The organism is Ascidiimonas meishanensis (assembly GCF_037782385.1).
GTDB classification, from domain to species: domain Bacteria; phylum Bacteroidota; class Bacteroidia; order Flavobacteriales; family Flavobacteriaceae; genus Ascidiimonas; species Ascidiimonas meishanensis.
The window spans coordinates 101,215-118,967 of the sequence record NZ_JBBEXD010000003.1; the positions used below are offsets into that span (position 1 = coordinate 101,215).

Consider the following 17,753-nt stretch of genomic DNA (forward strand, 5'->3'; position numbering starts at 1 on the left):
GTAATCAAAAAATAGTCTAAAACATGGAGTGCTGATTATCAGCATTTTAAATTTTTGGCATGGTGCTTGTTTATAGATAATTGTAATTTAAAATGGTAGGCTTATGAAAGCACTTAGACTCTTATTCGGAACTTTAGTATTGGGAATGTTTTTAGTTTCCTGTGAAGCGGACATCATTATTGCAGATGATTTTATTGATGAACCCGGCCTTAGCCTGAATCAGTTATTAACCTCTCATGATGTATGGTATGTAGATATCAATCGTACTACCGGTAGTGGAGAGGTGCCTTTTTTACAAAAAGCGTTTACCGTGAGTTTTGACTTTGGGGTACTAACCGCAAACAATAATTTAGTAGGTTTTGGAAATACGGGCAATGGATTTGGAATAGATGTGGGTAATTATGATGCCTACGGAAGCACCTTAGATATAGATCACGATGCAGATGGTTTCTGGCGATTGGAAGTGATCCAGTTAAACTCAAGAGAAATAAGATTGTATCACAGAGCGTCTAATACCTCTTATTACCTAGAAGGGTATCAAATCAATAACTTTGATTACGACAGGTTGTTCTATGAAAACATTCAATATTTTTTACAAGAATACCAAGCATGGGAGAAAACCTATACCAGTGATTTTGGAGCCCTTAATGAATTTGATGAAGAAACATTTTTACAGTTCTTTTCTAATACCAATGCAGAGATATTTAGATCTTCTATAGATGAGAATGGCACGAGAATTGCTAATATAGTTTGGGACTATGAAGGGTTGTATGAGGTGTTTAATGTGCAGGGCGATAATACCGTAAAAACTTTAACACTAGATTATGACTTCCTAGGCAATGATTATTTTGAATTGACCGTTATAGATGACAGAACCATAGAATTGTTCCATCCAGATTCAGGAACCATCTATGAATTTAGAGGAAGAGGATATACTCAGTTCTTAAAAGGAGAGCAGCCTAAGAAACGTAAAAAGCAAGCATTGCGAACTATGAATGTGGAAAGAAAAAGCGAACGTAAAAGCGTAAAAATAAAATAAAGAAATAAAGATTTTTTGGTTGGTTATTTAGTTTGGAAACCGCCCTTAAGCGAAAGCGAGAGGGCGGTTTCTTTTTGAAGGCTTTTAAGGAATAGTAATTTGGTTGTAATGCAGCTTAAAAGAGGGAGGGGCATCAATCACTTTTTCATTTCTGGTTAAAATGAATAAAGATAGTAGCAGTAAAGGTTATATGACGTACCATACTGTATTGTTTTTATGTACGCAAATAGATTATATTTGAAAGAGAAATAAACACAATGAAGTGCGTATATTAAGTAGTTGTAAATAATTTAAAAAACGAAGAAAATTAATGTTTCCATTCCATTTTAAAAATTTTGTAGGAAATCTGGATATTCAATATCCAAATTATGATGGAATACCAAATGACAGTCCTGTATTCATATTTTACAAAGAAAATTCGGATTTAAGTAAACACGAAATATTGAGACGATTCTATAGAATTCTTCAAGACAACAATATTTCATATTTACGACCAGCTAAAAATTTAACAGGAGAATGGATATTTAATTTAAAAGAGTTTAGACATTCGTATGACTGTCTTAAAGATGTAGAATATTTACAAGGTTCAATAACCATCGAACCAGAATATTTCAGAAAAATAAACGACAGTGAATATGATGACGAGGACTTAATAGAAGAAACATCTATAAAAATATCGGTTTATAAGGAAGATTTGACATTATTAAAAAGTAATCAACCAACAATAAGTGATGAACTTTCTTTATCGTTAAAGAGGTTTAGAAAGGACTATCCAATTACAGAAAAATGTGGGTTTTTAATGATGAAATTTGAGGATTCAAAAATCCAAAAGGAAATAATAGATGTATTAAAATCTCATCTTTCTGAAAAGGGAATAACCTTGTTGAGAGCAGATGATAAATGGTATGCAGATGACCTTTTTGAAAATATAAAGACTTATATGCAAGGATGTTCTTTTGGGATTGCATTATTTGACAGAATAAACACAGATGAATTTAATCCAAATGTGTCGCTTGAAATTGGGTATATGATGGCTTTGAACAAACCAGTCTTATTACTAAAAGATAAAACCCTAAAATCATTACAAACTGATTTAGTTGGGAAATTATATCATCAATTTGATTTTCAATATCCAGAAAAAACAATTCCTATAGTATTGGATAAATGGATATCGGATAAAGAAATATAAAAAAACTGTGTACAACAAAGAACTGAGTTAAAAAACAAGCAGTTTTTTTATTTTAAACAGGTTTTGAGAGTGCAAAATTTAAGTCCATTAAAAGGAATGTATTTATAGGGTATAAAGTTGTTTTTCAGATTAAAATAAAAGCGGTACTTTTCGCCCTGCTTTTCACCTTATTTTGTGTGAACTTCAGATACTTCTTGAGACTTGCCCTGAGCATTTTGTCGAAAGGTTATAAGCAATTGCGGATAGGTACATACACTCATTAGCCTGCTGAATGTCCAGAGTGTTGATCTTATTTAACCCCATAAATTGGATTAAATTTCCAAAAACAGGTTTTACCTCGCTTTGTCGTTTCCCTTTCATATATCGCCTTTGCAACTACTCTTATATTGTTACGTTCATACCGCTCACGGGAATAGGTGACGCTAAACTTTTCTCCTGAGTACTCTTACCCAAACATTGAAGTTTTAAAGGGCAAATTAAAACCCTCAGAAAAATCTTTAGCAGCGTAAAAACTCTTCTAATTCCAGTAAAAAAAGGTAGAAAATCAATTCTTAGATTTTTTGAACCAAGACATATACAACCGCTAAAATTTAGCGTTTTCTCACAAGCAAAAGTAGAAATACGTATTTTTAATCCAAATTCAGGGTATTTTTGAGACCAACTGCCGTTATGCACAATATTAGAACTATGAGAATAAAACTCCTTTCGATAAGCATTATACTTCTATTTCATACCCATTTTCTTTTTGCCTTGCATCCTTTAACACATGATTCCTATAATGGTCAAGACATTTCAATACGCATTCTTACTAAAGACATTAAAGCTGGTCAAGCATTCCAAGTAAATGTAAATGGTGCGGCCAAGATGAATGAACGCGCTTGGCTAGGCATTTTCAAACCCAATTTGAATCAAAAAGATCCTTCTGGTTATAATTCTTATATATATGTGAGAGATCAAAAAAGTGATGAAATTGAAATGACTGCTCCGGTAGAATTAGGAGAATATGAATTAAGACTATATTCGGCCGACCCAGGAGATTTCGTGAAAGCTATAAAATTTAATGTGACAGCGGTAAAGCCCAATCAATACACAATTACAATCCTTACCGATAAAATAAAACCTTCTCAAGAATTTAAGGTCAATATTACAACAACATATAAAATGGATTCACGCTCATGGCTGGGAATATTTGAATCGGATAAAAACGTATCAAGTCCTAACGGTTATAATTCTTATGAATATATTACAGAACCATATAATAGCAACCTTACCTTTACAGCACCCGATACGCCTGGCAATTATACATTGAGGTTTTACTCAGCCGATCCTGGAGAGCTAATAACAGAAATACCATTTAGAACCGGTCAACCCAACTTACCTGGAATAGCTTTTACCTTAAATAAAAAAGCGTATGACCCAGAAGAAGAAATTATTGTAAACTATGTTGGTCATGAAGATTTAGCAGAAAGTGCATGGATAGGCTTGTTTAAGAATGAAAAAGAAATAAAAACATACACTAAGTATTTTGATTACCATTATCTACAACCAAAACTAAAAGGGCAATTAAAGTTTAGTGCTCCTTCTACCAAAGGACAATATCTAGCAAAAATGTTTTATGCCGAAACAGGGCCAGAACTACTAGTACCAATTTCATTTACTGTTACTTCATCTTTAGATAATGTAACTATCAAAAAATCCTTAAATAAAACAGGTAAAATTATACTTTATGGAATATATTTTGACACTAACAAAAGTAAAATTAAAGAAGAGTCCTATCCTTTAATAAAAGAAATTGCAAAAATGCTAAACGCTGACCCTTCCATTAAAATCCGTATAGAAGGTCATACTGATTCACAAGGGGATGATAATTACAACCAAAGTTTGTCGCAAGAAAGAGCTGAAGCAGTAGTAAAAGTACTCACCACGAATTATGGTGTAAAAAAAGTACAACTTGAATCTAGTGGGTATGGAGAAACTAAACCTATAGAGACCAATAATACTGTTGATGGAAGAGCAAAAAATAGACGAGTAGAATTAATAAAAATATAAAAAGTGTATAACAGTTTGTATAATGCGTATGCACCCTGCGGGATGCAAACGCAACATACAAGAGCCGTTAGGCGTTATTTAACAGAAAGCATGAAAAACAAAACTATTAAGGGAATAACTTTATTATTATTTTTTACACTAATCATTGTTTTTGTAATGTACAGAACTAGCTATTTTACAAATAAAGAGGCTGTCAATACAAATAGTTCAGACAGTCACACCGAAAATATCCAAACAGACACCATACTTCCTGTAGATTCAACATTAACGTATAAGCCTATTATTTCCAGCTCAAAATCTGTGATTATTTTTAACCCAGAAGTTTTTAATTCCACTGAAATAGATTCAACTCTATTAGATTCCATAAAACAATAATGACTGAAAATGAAATATTTAAAATAATGGAAGCTACGGTAGTTAGTTTTATTTTTCTAATGGCAGTTTTTGTCCCAATGGAAAAGGTGTTCCCTGCAAAAAAAAGTCAAAAATTTTTTAGATCAAAATGGGTACTGGATTTCTGTTTTTTTGTGGGACAATACCTTATTTGGAGTGGATTGATTTTATGGACACTCAATAATTTTGCAGACTTTTTAACATCAATTATTCCAAATTCATTTCAATCAAAAGTTGGGAATCAACCATACTTATTACAAGTTTTAGAAGTTTTAATTTTAAGTGACTTTCTAATTTATTGGGGACACAGGTTACAGCACCATGTTGATTTTTTATGGAGATTTCATAAAGTTCACCATAGTGCAGAAAGTTTAGATTGGTTAGCAGCACATAGAGAACATCCTATTGATTCAATCTACACTATTGGTCTAATAAATTTACCAGCATTTATAATGGGATTTCCACTAGAATCAATAGCCGGCATAATTGCTTTTCGTGGAATATGGGCAATTTATATTCATTCAAACGTAAGAGTGCCACATGGTCCTATAAAAATATTAATTGGAGCTCCTGAGCTGCACCATTGGCATCATGACTTAGATAGAAGAGCTGGTAATTATGCAAACATTTCTCCCATTATGGATGTGATATTTGGCACCTATAAATGTCCTGATAAAGAACCAGAAAAGTTTGGAATAAGAGAAGAAATACCCAGTTCATATCTGGGACAACTTTTGGAGCCATTATTGCCAAAACGAATTTGGAATAAATTAAAAACAAACGCCCCACAAAGTAGTGTGATAAAAAACGAGTAAACATCTCTTAATTTCAAGCTAAAGTATTTTTATAAGAATGATTATTTATGAATCCTGATTTGGCAATGGCAAAGGCCAGTTTTTTGCGCTTTCCTTGGGCTAGTATACGCTTATAAAGATTTCTATACCTTGTAGTATTTACAGGCGTTAAAACTACAGCTAATAACTAAATCCTTTATTTTATAAGGTATACTTTACACCCTTTTGTCTTCTTAGCTTCCAAATATCTTTAAGAACGCTTAGAAATCAAATTTGTAAAAAAGCACCGCAGCTTCTACTCAAAACCTCAAGAGGTTTGTATGCAAAGTTGCGGAGGTTTAGGTCTTGACATGCGGAGGTTTTCACTGTTACCTCCGCATGTTTCACCAAAAAGACCCAAAAAAGGAGTTTTTGAGTCGTTTTTGTAATGGTAGTTTGTTTTGTTTGTAAAGTATAGTTTACATTGAAAGTGTAGTTGATGGGCTTCGAGAGCCTCAGCCCGCAGCTTCAAGAATGTATTAGTGGCATTTCAGATTCTCAGCCCCCAGCTTACAGAATTCATTGGAGGCATTTAGTCCCTTGCTTTGAGAATACTTCAGTATACACAGGAGGCTGAGGTCCTTTAAGCCCTCTGTAGTTCTCCGTTCAATATAACTTTAGTAAATTAGAATCCCTGAGATACCTTTGCCTGTGAATTTTATAATACTAAAGTCAAAGACTAATTCCAAAACGTTACATCGCTACATAACTCCGCTTTTTTAAGTGATTCTAGTATCTTAGGAAATCAATTTGAATCTTCCACCGGCCATTTGCTGGCAAGCAAGATGGCATTATAGGCATTGAGAATTCGTCCGGATTTTGAGATCTCTTTAAAAGATGCTAGTTTTGGTTCTTCATCTCTCCCTGCGATGTTTACCTTAAGATCATAAGCCACCCCCGATTGCATCAAGATTTGTTTTACATCATTCCCTGATAAATGTGGGTAATACGATAAAATTAGTGCTGCCACGCCAGAAGTTAAAGCAGAAGCAAGGGAAGTGCCGCTGTTAAACAAGTATTTGTTTTCAGGATACGCTACATAAATACTATCACCCGGCGCAAAAACATCTACATCTATCGTTCCGTAATTAGAAAATCTAGATTTTAAGTTTTCATTCACTTGCCTTGAAGAAGAACCTACCAATAGAAAATTACCAGAAACCTCTTTTCCGTTATCCAGATTATCCATAAAGTAATAGTCATTCTCTTCATTGAGATTGTAGTTTGAATTTCCGGCAGAAGAGACAATGAGCACTCCATGTTCTTCGGCATATTTAAAAGCGTCAAATACCCAATCGCTGTGCAATGAAAACATCTTACCTAGGCTAATGTTAATAATTTTAGCTCCGTTATCTACGGCGTATTTAATGCCTACGGCAATGTCTTTGTCGTGTTCATTACCTTCTGTAGAAACACAAACAGGCATAATTTTAATAGTATCTGAAACGCCTTTAATCCCTAGATTGTTATTTCGGGTAGCTGCAACTACACTCGCCACTTGTGTAGCATGCTGAAAATATTCCAAATGCGTACCTACCTTGTTGTTTCCATAATAAATATCGGTTACATCTTCGGGATTGTCACCTATAATGGCGGTTCGTTCGTTGTAGTCTAAGTTCAGGGCTTTTGTAAACGCTGCTTCTGCACCCTCTTTGGTAATATCAAAATCTTTTCTGCTTTTATGTAAGTTAATCATATCAGACATAAACCTTACAGAAGATTTTAATTTGACATTACCACTATCAATGATAATTTTATTTAATTTTTCAATAGTAAAATCTCCGTCAGGAATGCGTTCAGTCAGAGTTGCAATAACAACAGGATACGCTGCAATTAGAAAATCTGCATATTTTAAACGTTTTTGCGCTTTTGTTTTTTGTTTTTCAAATTCGTTTTGAACTCTTTGATAATAGATAAATCCTTCACGTTTTTTTCCTTCGGTAAAATCATCAAGTGTGTTTCCCCTATAAAGGGACTCCAACTCCCGAAGAATTCTGACGGTTTCATTATTCATATAAATAACTTGCTCGCCTTTGGAGTTTCCAGTAAAATTCCATCCATTTACATCATCAATATACCCATTGTTATCGTCATCCTTACCATTTGCAGGAATTTCATTAGAGTTGATCCAAATTTGGGCTTTAAGATCTTCATGATCAATGTCTAGATGGTCGTCTAACAATGCTACGATTACCTCTTCTCCCTTTTTGTTTTTTAGCAATTCGGTATAGGCTCTTTCAAGGCTAATTCCGGGAAGAGAATCTTGTTGAATATCTTTTAATTGCCAGTTTTTGAGTTCAGTTGTAGACTTTATTTTAACTGAAAGGTTATTCTTGTTTGAGAACGTAATAAATGGCTTTTCTATTTTTTCCGAATAGCAACCACATAAGAATAGAATGGACAAAAAAGATAAAAATGGTAATTTGATTTTCATAACTTTGATTAACAACTGATCAAGGTAAAATCACATGAACTAGTCGCTTCGGTAGTTCCTGTTTCTCCATTGTCGGTAGACCCACCTAGCAGTACTCGCAAAGTTTTCAAATCACTAATTTTTACCTTATTGAAGATAAGTATTTTTTTTGTATTCCGTTTTTTCATTTTACTATTAAATTTTGTGAGTATAAATTTACGGTACTTAAGCTTATGAAATAAAAAATAAGGATTTCACTTGATAAGATTCATGAATATTTCTTAATTTTATTAAGTTCTTTCAAAAAAAAGGATGGCTGCATTTTGTGGTTTCGGTAGAAAGCTTTTGAGAACGATACTGTATTTTTAAAACCGGCCTCTGCTGCTATCGCCTTTATAGTGAATTTTTGAAGTATTTTATCCTCGAAGAGTCTTTTTGATATATGATTTATTCGTAAGTCATTAATAAAAGTATTGAAGTTTTTTCCATAAAAATGATTAATAAATTTGGAGAGATAGTTAGAGTTTGTTTGTAATTCTGTTGCCATAGAGGTAAGGCTAATCGAAGGACTCAAAAATTCCTTTTCATTAATAAATTTTTCAATTTTGATTTTAAGATCTTTAAGTATAATTTCAGGAATACTGATTTGTTTGTTTTCATTTTCTTTTATTAATAAAGTATTCTGAGAGGTATTAACCTGTTGAAGGATGATTTTAAATTTTTCTTTATATCTACTTTGAAGTTTATAATTTAAGAAGGCCCCTGTAAGGCTAAATAAGGTAAGTACTGAAAGAGCAATCATAATATTCTTGAAAAGATCTTTCTTTGCTCTAATTTTACCGATGATATTTTCTTTCTGGGATATCAAGATTCTTGTATCATAATCCTTTACAACCTTTTTAGCAAGGTATTTGTAATTACTTTGCAAAATACTGTCTAAACTCAAAAGCTTTTTGATATAATTTAGTTCTTGTTCTAAATTATTACGTTCTCGATAGTATTCTAGAATATATAGGTATCCTTCTCTGCCATCGGGATGTAAATCTTGTATAATATCAAAAATTGAGTCTGTTTTTTTTAAGTTAGAAATAGCTAATTCCTTTTCATTCATGAACCATTGTGCTTTTCCAATATAAGAATAAGCCAGAGCAATATTTGGAAGATCTTTTTCCCTTATCAAATGAGGCAATGCTTTATATATACTATCAATTGCTAGCCTAAACTCTGAATTGTCTAAATGAACAATACCTTGACTAAAACGAAAATAATTTGTCATTTCAAATTTGGAGTAGTGCCTAGATAGTTCAAAACCCTCTTTGTTTAAAATAGTTGCTGAATCTAAAATACCATTTCTTTGATAAGAATCAGAAAGACTATATAACGTATGAACGAATGAATAAGGATCTTTGTTGAGGTAATCATTTTTAACCATTTGTTGGTAACAGTTCCTAAAAATTTTTAATGCTTCTTTTTCGTTACCAATTCTACTTTTTATTAAACCAATAGTCCTAGCAGATAGATTTTTGATATAATTATTATCTGCTAATTCTGCTGATTTTTGTGCTTTCAAAGCGAGGTTTAAAGCTTCTTGAAAATTTCTTCTTTTATATAGAATGGTGGACTTAGAAAAATATGCTACACAAGGCTGGTCTTTATTGGGTTTTTCAATAGTAAACTGCAAAATACTATCCAGATAAATAATAGCAATTGAATCTGTTTTTATTCTTGAAAATAAAAAATATCCATCTGCAATTCGTTTTTTGTTATTTTCATTTTTCGCTTTTTTTAAAAATTTAGTTGCAATTTTTTTTGAAAACAAAGTATCCTCAGATTTTTTATAGAATGCTATTGTGAGCTCTCTATAACTAAGATTTTCATAATCCAAATCTTGAGCAGAGAGCATTGAATGCCATGAGATTAAAAGAAAAGTAAAGAGAAAATATCGAATCATTTAGTAGTGTAAAAGTGCTAAATTAAAGATTTATTAATACAATTAAAGCTAATCTTATTCTTTCAAATACTTATCAGTAAAGATTCATAAATCTTTGCCTTAAAATTCATAAATGCATGTAGTGAGTTCTTGTCCGCTTCATTTATCATCCTTTAATTTGGCCAATCCTTAAAACCAACATTTTTATTTAAAATTTAACATGAACCCTAGTTATTTGATTGTCAATTTGTACTAATTAATGTCTAATCAAAAGCTATTAAATAAGGCAGGAAACGAGGGAAAACCGTAACACTAAATCAAAAGCAACAATTATTTTTGATCTTACAAACCACTAAAATGAAACCCATATTTTTAACTCTTACAGGTGCTTTTCTGTGTATTTCTGTACAAGCTCAAACCAAACTTATCATTACCTATGATGCTTCCGGCAATCAATTAGAACGTTCCTACTGCAATGGTTGCAATAACCGTTCTGTAGCGCCTGCTCAAAATAAAGAGAAACAGCTCCCAGAAGCATCCAAAGAAGCAACGCCCACAGATCAAACAGATGCCATCTTGATACTCCCCAATCCCACAGAAGGAGAAGTAGTGCTAAGCTGGGAAGCCAACTTTGGAACGCAGATTGCACAGATAAAAATTGTAGGGTATCACACCCCTTATGAAAAAACAGTGCCTTACCAAAAAGGCATACAGGCCGTTGCCATAGATTTAAGTAAAGAACCCTCCAGTATTTATATCGTTCAGTTCTTTATGAATGATGGAACGCTTATCACCAAAAAGATCATTAAGCAATAACACATTTTATAGATGACCACATTTTTACGCTTTGCATGTATTTTAATCTTGTTTAGTCAGTTAAGTAGCGCCCAAACAGGGGCAGACGCAGGAAGTACCCCCGCTGCTTTTGACGTATCCCTCACTGGGGCTGCTACTTATACAGTGCCTTTTGCATTACCTCCCGGCATCAAAGATATTGTACCGCCCGTTTCTTTAACCTATAGCAGCCAGGCGGGAAACGGTATTGCTGGTTGGGGGTGGAATATCGCTGGGCTCTCTACCATCACCCGAATTCCTTCTACCAAACACCACGATGGAGAAATACATCCTATTGATTTTTCTGCCACAGACCGCTATGCTTTAGACGGGCAAAGATTGCTTCTAAAAAGTGGTAGTTATGGTTCCCCCGATTCCGAATACCAAACCGAGAACTACTCCAATCTCAAGATCAAAGCCATAGGCGTATCCCGTTATGGAGCTGGTTATGGACCGGCTTATTTTCTGGTATTGTACCCCGATGGTTCAAGAGCCTGGTATGGTAATGGAGGAACGTCTCATAACCGTTTGGAATGGTCTATCTACAAATGGCAGGATAATCAAGGCAATTACCTCCTGTATTCTTATAAAAATGTAAACAATCTACTGCGGTTAGAAAAGATTCGGTATGGTGCCAGAACCGGAAATACAGCACCTAATGAGATACTGTTTTATTATGGAAACAGATCAAGAGCAGAACAAACTTTTATAGGAGGAATAAATTTTACCAGAAAAGCATTGTTAACTCGTATTGAAGTAAGCACTTCAGGCTTGTTGTATAGAAAATATAGCTTAACACATGAAGCTTCTCCCACTTTAGCCTATGACAGACTAACCAAAATAGTAGAAACAAATAGTGCAGGGCAATCCAGACCCGCCATTAATTTAGACTATAATGATACTGCAGATAGTTTTATCAAAGTAAATCATACCATAGCATTAAACCCTGAGATTTCTGTAGAATCAGACCAAATGGCTTCCGGTGATTTTGATGGTGATGGGCGAATGGATTTTGCGACTTTTAAAAAAAATAATACAGGTACCGTAAGCGTGTTTACAAGAATTGGCGCGAATAGTGGAGCTATGGTTTCCCTAGAAGCCTATGGCAGCGATCCAGAACGTACAGCAACCTTTGCCTCTACAATTTTAACATCAGCGTCTAAAATACCTTCATGGCAGGCACTCACAACGGTTACCGAAAGCAGAAATACCAATTCAGTTACCTCTACAGTAAAATTCAGGCAAGCAAGATTCTTTATCAGTGCATTTAATAATGAATATGTGAGGGAGTGGACGCCTACTGCTTATGTTTATCAAAACTATTGTAATGACGGTACGCGTCGTGCCGTTCCAAAGGACTATATCTCTGGCGATTTTAATGGTGACGGATTGACCGATGTACTGGCCATAAACAAATCGTATAGCACCAAATATTGCCGAACTACCAGCACCGGTGGTGGTGGTGGAGGGCAACCAAGGTTACAAGGGTCTTCCTCTCAAGACAGTACCTTGTTAGCTCCTAAAAACAGCAATTATAAAGGAGGCACCAGTAGTTGTAGCTGTACCACAAATACCGTAAATAATGGGCAGGTAAACTTTATTGATCTCGATAGAAGAAAAACTACCAATTTTGCGAATACTGCTGGTTATCTCCATTCAACTGCCCCTTGGGCCTATGGAGATCGTTTTTATGCCATTGATTTTAATGGCGATGGTAAAACGGAACTATTACATATAAAAGATGGAAAGGTATTGGTGTATGAACTTACTGCTAATAATACCTTGAATCTTTTATACCAACATACAGATGCTTCCATTAAGCAAAATGAAGCTCTTCTGTTAGGTGATTTTAATGGGGATGGTAAAACAGACCTGTCTGCACCTACAGCAGCTGGAAGTACCAACTGGCGCTTTTTCCTTTCTACGGGGGTCACTTTTCAATCATTTACAAAAGACATTGAATTAGATTATCGCAGAAACGGTGTTTTTTCTTCTTCTTTTAACGGAAGCTCTTCCTTACAACAATCTTTATGGGAATATCATTATATCGCACAAGATTTTAACGGTGACGGAAAAACCGATATCCTAAAACATACAGTCATAACCTCTTTAGAAGATGAAAGTTTATCAAAAGAATACCTCTCTTTGTATGATAATAAACACAAAGCAAACGATAGCTATGTTGATTTTGAACGAAGTTTAAACCATGTGGAAGATAATACAGGTGTACGCAAGTTTGGCATTCCGGTATTTTTAGATTTGATTAAATCTAATGGCAATCTGGAATATGCCTATCTTGATAAAGATCGTATCTGGTCTTATACTTTTGAAAAAGACCATAGAGATGAAGTCTTATTGCGTGAAATAGATCATAACGGACTCAAGCAAGCTATTACCTATCACAATCTGGGGATCAAGGAAACCTCTGATACAGAGGCAACCTATATAGCTGCATCAGATCAAGTATATCCCTATGCGAACATTGCATTGGCTCCATCCTTTAGAGTAGTAAAAGAAGTGGAAGAAAGCGGTGAAGGTATTTCCAGACATCAGCTCTTTAAATATAGAAATGGGGTTTCCCATTTAGAAGGTTTAGGTTTTTTAGGTTTTACATTGGTACGAAAAACCAATGTACATGGAACCAATGTCCCCCGTTTGTGGAATGCCATACAAACCAATCCGCAATTGCGGGGGGCGGTCATCCATGAATGGGCTGCTGCGCAATTAACGCTGGATCCGCCAGACGGGAATACGCCTTCCGCATTTATTTCCAGAACCCAGTATACCTATGCTACCACGCTCACCGCAAACAAGGTTTTTATCAACCTCCCGCTACAGATTTTGCATCATGACGGTCTCACCAATACCCAAAAAACCGAAAGTTATGAATACGACCATCATAACAATGTTACCCGCTTGCAAACAGTGTATCAAGGTGGCTCACAGGAGGTAAATTATACCTACCAGCACAATCCTTCCTCTAACGATCAAGATTACCACATTGGAAGGGTGATAGAAAAAGTAGAAGCAACCACCTTGTTGGGGAATACGATGACCGCTACGGAACAGTTTAGTTACAACAACAACATCATTTCCCAAAGAAAATACAAGGGGCATCAGACCCATTGGGTGCAGGAAGATTTCACCTATGATCTCTATGGAAATCGAACCCAAAAAACCATTTCAGCCACCGGAATGAGCAGCCGTAGTGAACATTTTCAATATGACAATAGTGGTAGGTATATAACGCAAACCACCGATGCAGAAGGGCTTGTTGCTACCATGAGTTTTGATGCGTTAGGCAACCTGATCCAGTCAACAGATCCTTATGGAAGAACCACCACATTTACCTATGATGGATGGAATAGGCTCCTTGCAGAAACCAATTATTTAGGACAACCAACTTCCATTTCATACCAAGGAACAGCCTCAGGAGGACTCATGAAAACCATATATTCACCCGATGGAGGAATGAGTACCGAAACCTTTAACGCTTTTGGGTGGACCTTAGAAACCACTGGATTAAGTCTGCATCAAAAACAGATCAAGCAACAATTTAACTATGATATTCAAGGAAAAGTATTAGAAGAAAGTGAACCCTATTTTAGCAATGGAAGTGCCAGTCAATGGAACCGGAATACCTATGATTTGTATGGACGATTAATTTCCCATCAAAGCTATACCGGTAAAATAATAACCACTACCTATAATGAAAAAACGGTTACCGTAGATGATGGCACCAAAGTAAAAAGTACTACGGTAGACGCTATAGGGAATGTGGTACATGCCACCGACCCCGGCGGCACCATCAATTACACCTACCATCCCAATAACCAATTAAAAACCGCCAGTTACAACGGAAATGTGGTGTCGATTTTAATTGACGGTTGGGGACGTAAAACCCAGTTAAACGATCCTTCCGCAGGCATCTATACCTATCAATACAATGCCTATGGCGAGTTGATACAAGAAACCACCCCCACCGGAGTCACTGATTATACCCTAGACCCCAACGGGAAAACCCTCCAAAAGAAAATCATCGGGAATGAAACCCACATGACCCTCAACTATACCTACGATGGCAGCACCAAAATGCTGAGCCAAATCTCCGGTACCGATGCCCATTTCGGAAAAAGTTATCAATATACCTATGGCTATGATTCCTATCAGCGTCCCATTTCCATTATAGAAAATAACGATGCTGCTATTTTTGAAACCCACACCACCTTTGATGCCTTAGGCAGAGCCCAAAGCACCGAATACAAAACCCTGCACAAGGCCACCAACACCCAGAACAACGTGCGAATTCGCAATGTGTACAGTACCGAAGGAATACTTCACGAACTCAAAGACTGGAGCAGTGGCACCAGCCTCTGGAAGCTTACCGATCAAAATCATCGAGGCCAACCCTTAACGATTCAGCTGGGCAACGGATATACCAAGACCAGACAGTACGACGCCTTTGGCTTGCCTACCCAAATATGGGATCATAAACCCAATACCGCTTTGCGAGCCTTAAAAATGACCTATGACTTTAATGCACAACGAGGCATTTTAAACAGTCGTACCAATCACGGGTTTAGCTGGAATGAAGGATTCACTTACGACAGTCAGGATCGGCTTACCCAGATCAGCGGTTCCATTACTCTAAATCAGCAGTACGATGCTGAAGGTCGCTTTACCAACAAATCCAATGTAGGCGGGTATAGCTACGATCAAGCAAAAAAATACCGCATTGCAGCACTAGACCTCAACACCACCGGAGACGCCTGGTTTCAAAACCACCCGTTACAACAAATCACCTACAACGCCTTTAAAAACCCCGTAGAAATACAAGAAGAAGGACATGGCAGGGTAAGTTTTGAATACCACCCCATGATGGGCAGAAGCCATGCCTACTATGGCGGTAATCAAACCGACAAACACCAAAGAACCTATCACAAACACTATTCCTCCATTTCCCCCGTAGAAATAACCACAAACACCCAAACCAATACCACAAAAATTACTACTTTTATTGGCGGAGATGCCTACACCGCACCCATCATGCACATCCGGCAAGTAGGGAACGGTGCGTTTAACGCCTACCATTACCTACACCGCGACTATCTGGGGAGTATTCTGGCGATAACAGACTCGTCTGGAACCCTAAGAGAACAGCGGCAGTTTGGCGCTTGGGGTACGGCAGACCAATTTGTAAACAACAACAACAATACCCAGTTTGGGTATGAAAGTTCTTTGATAAACCGTGGCTTTACAGGGCACGAACATTTCTTCGGGGTAAACCTCATCCACATGAACGGACGTATGTACGACGCTGTTTTGGGCAGGTTTTTATCGCCCGATAACTATGTACAAGACCCCTACAATACCCAAAGTTTTAATAGGTATGGGTATGTTTGGAATAATCCCTTAAGTTATAATGACCCGAGCGGGGAGTTTTTACTAGGCGCAATTTTAGTGGGAGCAATCATAGGGGGCACAGCGGCAGCTTTCAAAAGTGGCGCGAATTTTGGTAGTATTCTTATAGGAGCTTTTATTGGAGGTGTTGCTTCAGGAGTAGGAGCTGGATTTAGTAATGTAGCTTTGGGAGGCTCTTTTTTTGGGAGTGCTGCCTTATCAGCTACAGGTTTTACAGCAGGTTTTACTGCGGGCGCTATAGGTGGGCTTACAGCTGGTTTTGTTAGTGCGTCTTTAACAGCTTGGACGCAGGGCAGTAGTTTTTTAGGTGGAATACGTGCTGGTATTTACGGGGGTGCTATTGGAAGTATAAGTGGTGGAATTATTGGCGGAATTAGTGGAGGTTTGAGAGCACAAAGACAGGGTTTGGACTTTTTCCATAATTCTAGCTTGGGTGTCAAGTCAGCAATTGTAGATTCAGATATACTAAAAAGGAAATTGGAAGCTTCCATACTTCAAAAGATGAAACCTTTGAAAGCTTCAGCATATGCAGAAGGCACCTATGACGATTGGGTGAAGCCAAGAACAGCTACTATTACTTTATATAGAAGAGTATTTGATGCCAGAACTACCTTTTTTGAAAATGCAATTACTTTTTCAAGATTTGCACAAAAGGCAGGAGATGGAATGTCCTATGCTGGATATGCCTTGACTTTAAGTGTAGTTGGGGCTGAAGTTGGAGTGCCTTTGGCACAAGTAGGTGGTTGGACATCATTTGGAGGTTCAGTAACGGAGAGCATATTAACTGATCAGTACAACAGAACTTCCACTTCACTTGCTGTTAAAACTATAGATATTGCAACCGACGTATTAATAAAAAAAGTTCCGGGAAGTACTCAATTAGGACAAACTATTCTTAGACAAAATAAATCTTTAAAATTGTCTTTAATAGAGAAAGCTATTAACAATGATTTTTAACTAAATTATGTAATATGGAAATATTTAAGGGAATAGGCTTAATAACTTTAGGAATTTTATATTTTATTTTTTTCAATAAAAAACTACATGAAGATTCTGATCCTCAATATATTAAATTTGATCATAAATCAAGAAGAATTATGGGTTTTGTGGCCGCATCTGGTTGTATTTTGATGGGGCTGTTTTTTATTTTCATGGAATTAAAGTTGTTATAAGATATTTGAATTGAATGGAAATTATAAAAAGGAGTTGCCTTATTAGGCATAAGTATTTCATATTTTATTGATTTTAAGTTGGATAGGGAGATTTTTATTGAAAAACATAAATGAAAGAATTAATTACAATTGGAAAAGCATTCTTGTAGTTCTCTCAGTATAATTTGCTGATAAAGTAATAAATGGGGAGAATTATAATATTGAATTTTTATCATAGGGCATTTTATGCTTATTGACAGGACTTGGTGCATCTACTCTAAAAGAACATTATGGGATAAGAAGATGGGAATACTATCAGGCAGACGCATGGAATTGGAATGCAAGAAAGTTTTATGATATTTGGGTAGGTTCTTCTTATCGATATTATAGTCCAAGCCTTCACCATGAAAATTTCACTAATAATGTTTTTAGGATTATCAAAAATCGTCCTGTTTTACCAAGATGAAAAATTTTTGGAAATAGATATAACTTGGTTTAATT

At 35.8% G+C, this 17,753-nt stretch carries 12 protein-coding genes; 9 read left to right on the top strand and 3 right to left on the bottom strand.

All coding sequences use genetic code 11. From position 1 onward, the window contains the following. Positions 1-103: 103 nt before the first annotated feature. The 5 genes from WBG07_RS05525 to WBG07_RS05545 all read left to right on the top strand — a co-directional run bounded on the left by WBG07_RS05525 (position 104) and on the right by WBG07_RS05545 (position 5,485). Positions 104-1,039, top strand: a complete 936-nt coding sequence (locus WBG07_RS05525; RefSeq protein WP_340199522.1) for a nicotinic acid mononucleotide adenyltransferase — start codon at positions 104-106, stop codon at positions 1,037-1,039. Between the two features lie 310 nt (positions 1,040-1,349). Beyond that, on the top strand, positions 1,350-2,228 hold the full coding sequence (locus WBG07_RS05530) for a hypothetical protein (RefSeq protein WP_340199523.1): 879 nt from the start codon (positions 1,350-1,352) through the stop codon (positions 2,226-2,228). A 687-nt stretch (positions 2,229-2,915) separates the two neighbouring features. After that, the gene (locus WBG07_RS05535) at positions 2,916-4,277 is read left to right on the top strand and encodes an OmpA family protein (protein ID WP_340199524.1); all 1,362 of its coding nucleotides are present in this window, start codon (positions 2,916-2,918) and stop codon (positions 4,275-4,277) included. A gap of 3 nt (positions 4,278-4,280) precedes the next feature. Continuing rightward, positions 4,281-4,652: a hypothetical protein gene (locus WBG07_RS05540; RefSeq protein WP_340199525.1), complete on the top strand. Its 372-nt coding sequence runs from the start codon at positions 4,281-4,283 to the stop codon at positions 4,650-4,652. After that, positions 4,652-5,485 carry a sterol desaturase family protein gene (locus WBG07_RS05545; protein ID WP_340199526.1) on the top strand — a complete coding sequence of 278 codons (834 nt, stop codon included), beginning with the start codon at positions 4,652-4,654 and terminating at the stop codon, positions 5,483-5,485. The genes WBG07_RS05540 and WBG07_RS05545 overlap by 1 nt, the downstream gene beginning before the upstream one ends. 763 nt (positions 5,486-6,248) lie before the next feature. Here the strand turns inward: WBG07_RS05545 and WBG07_RS05550 are convergent. The 3 genes from WBG07_RS05550 to WBG07_RS05560 form a co-directional block, all read right to left on the bottom strand. Next, positions 6,249-7,937, bottom strand: coding sequence for a S8 family serine peptidase (locus tag WBG07_RS05550; RefSeq protein WP_340199527.1), 1,689 nt, complete (start codon positions 7,935-7,937; stop codon positions 6,249-6,251). Positions 7,938-7,945: 8 nt separating this feature from the next. Beyond that, the gene (locus WBG07_RS05555; protein WP_340199528.1) at positions 7,946-8,104 is read right to left on the bottom strand and encodes a hypothetical protein; all 159 of its coding nucleotides are present in this window, start codon (positions 8,102-8,104) and stop codon (positions 7,946-7,948) included. Between the two features lie 80 nt (positions 8,105-8,184). Then, on the bottom strand, positions 8,185-9,867 hold the full coding sequence (locus WBG07_RS05560; protein ID WP_340199529.1) for a helix-turn-helix domain-containing protein: 1,683 nt from the start codon (positions 9,865-9,867) through the stop codon (positions 8,185-8,187). A gap of 336 nt (positions 9,868-10,203) precedes the next feature. Here WBG07_RS05560 and WBG07_RS05565 point away from each other — a divergent pair, with 336 nt between their 5' ends. The 4 genes from WBG07_RS05565 to WBG07_RS05580 all read left to right on the top strand — a co-directional run bounded on the left by WBG07_RS05565 (position 10,204) and on the right by WBG07_RS05580 (position 17,718). After that, on the top strand, positions 10,204-10,662 hold the full coding sequence (locus WBG07_RS05565) for a T9SS type A sorting domain-containing protein (protein WP_340199530.1): 459 nt from the start codon (positions 10,204-10,206) through the stop codon (positions 10,660-10,662). A gap of 12 nt (positions 10,663-10,674) precedes the next feature. Next, positions 10,675-17,058: an FG-GAP-like repeat-containing protein gene (locus tag WBG07_RS05570; RefSeq protein WP_340199531.1), complete on the top strand. Its 6,384-nt coding sequence runs from the start codon at positions 10,675-10,677 to the stop codon at positions 17,056-17,058. 14 nt (positions 17,059-17,072) lie between these two features. Then, positions 17,073-17,273, top strand: coding sequence for a hypothetical protein (locus tag WBG07_RS05575; RefSeq protein WP_340199532.1), 201 nt, complete (start codon positions 17,073-17,075; stop codon positions 17,271-17,273). 232 nt (positions 17,274-17,505) lie between these two features. Beyond that, the gene (locus WBG07_RS05580; RefSeq protein ID WP_340199533.1) at positions 17,506-17,718 is read left to right on the top strand and encodes a hypothetical protein; all 213 of its coding nucleotides are present in this window, start codon (positions 17,506-17,508) and stop codon (positions 17,716-17,718) included. Positions 17,719-17,753 lie beyond the last annotated feature (35 nt).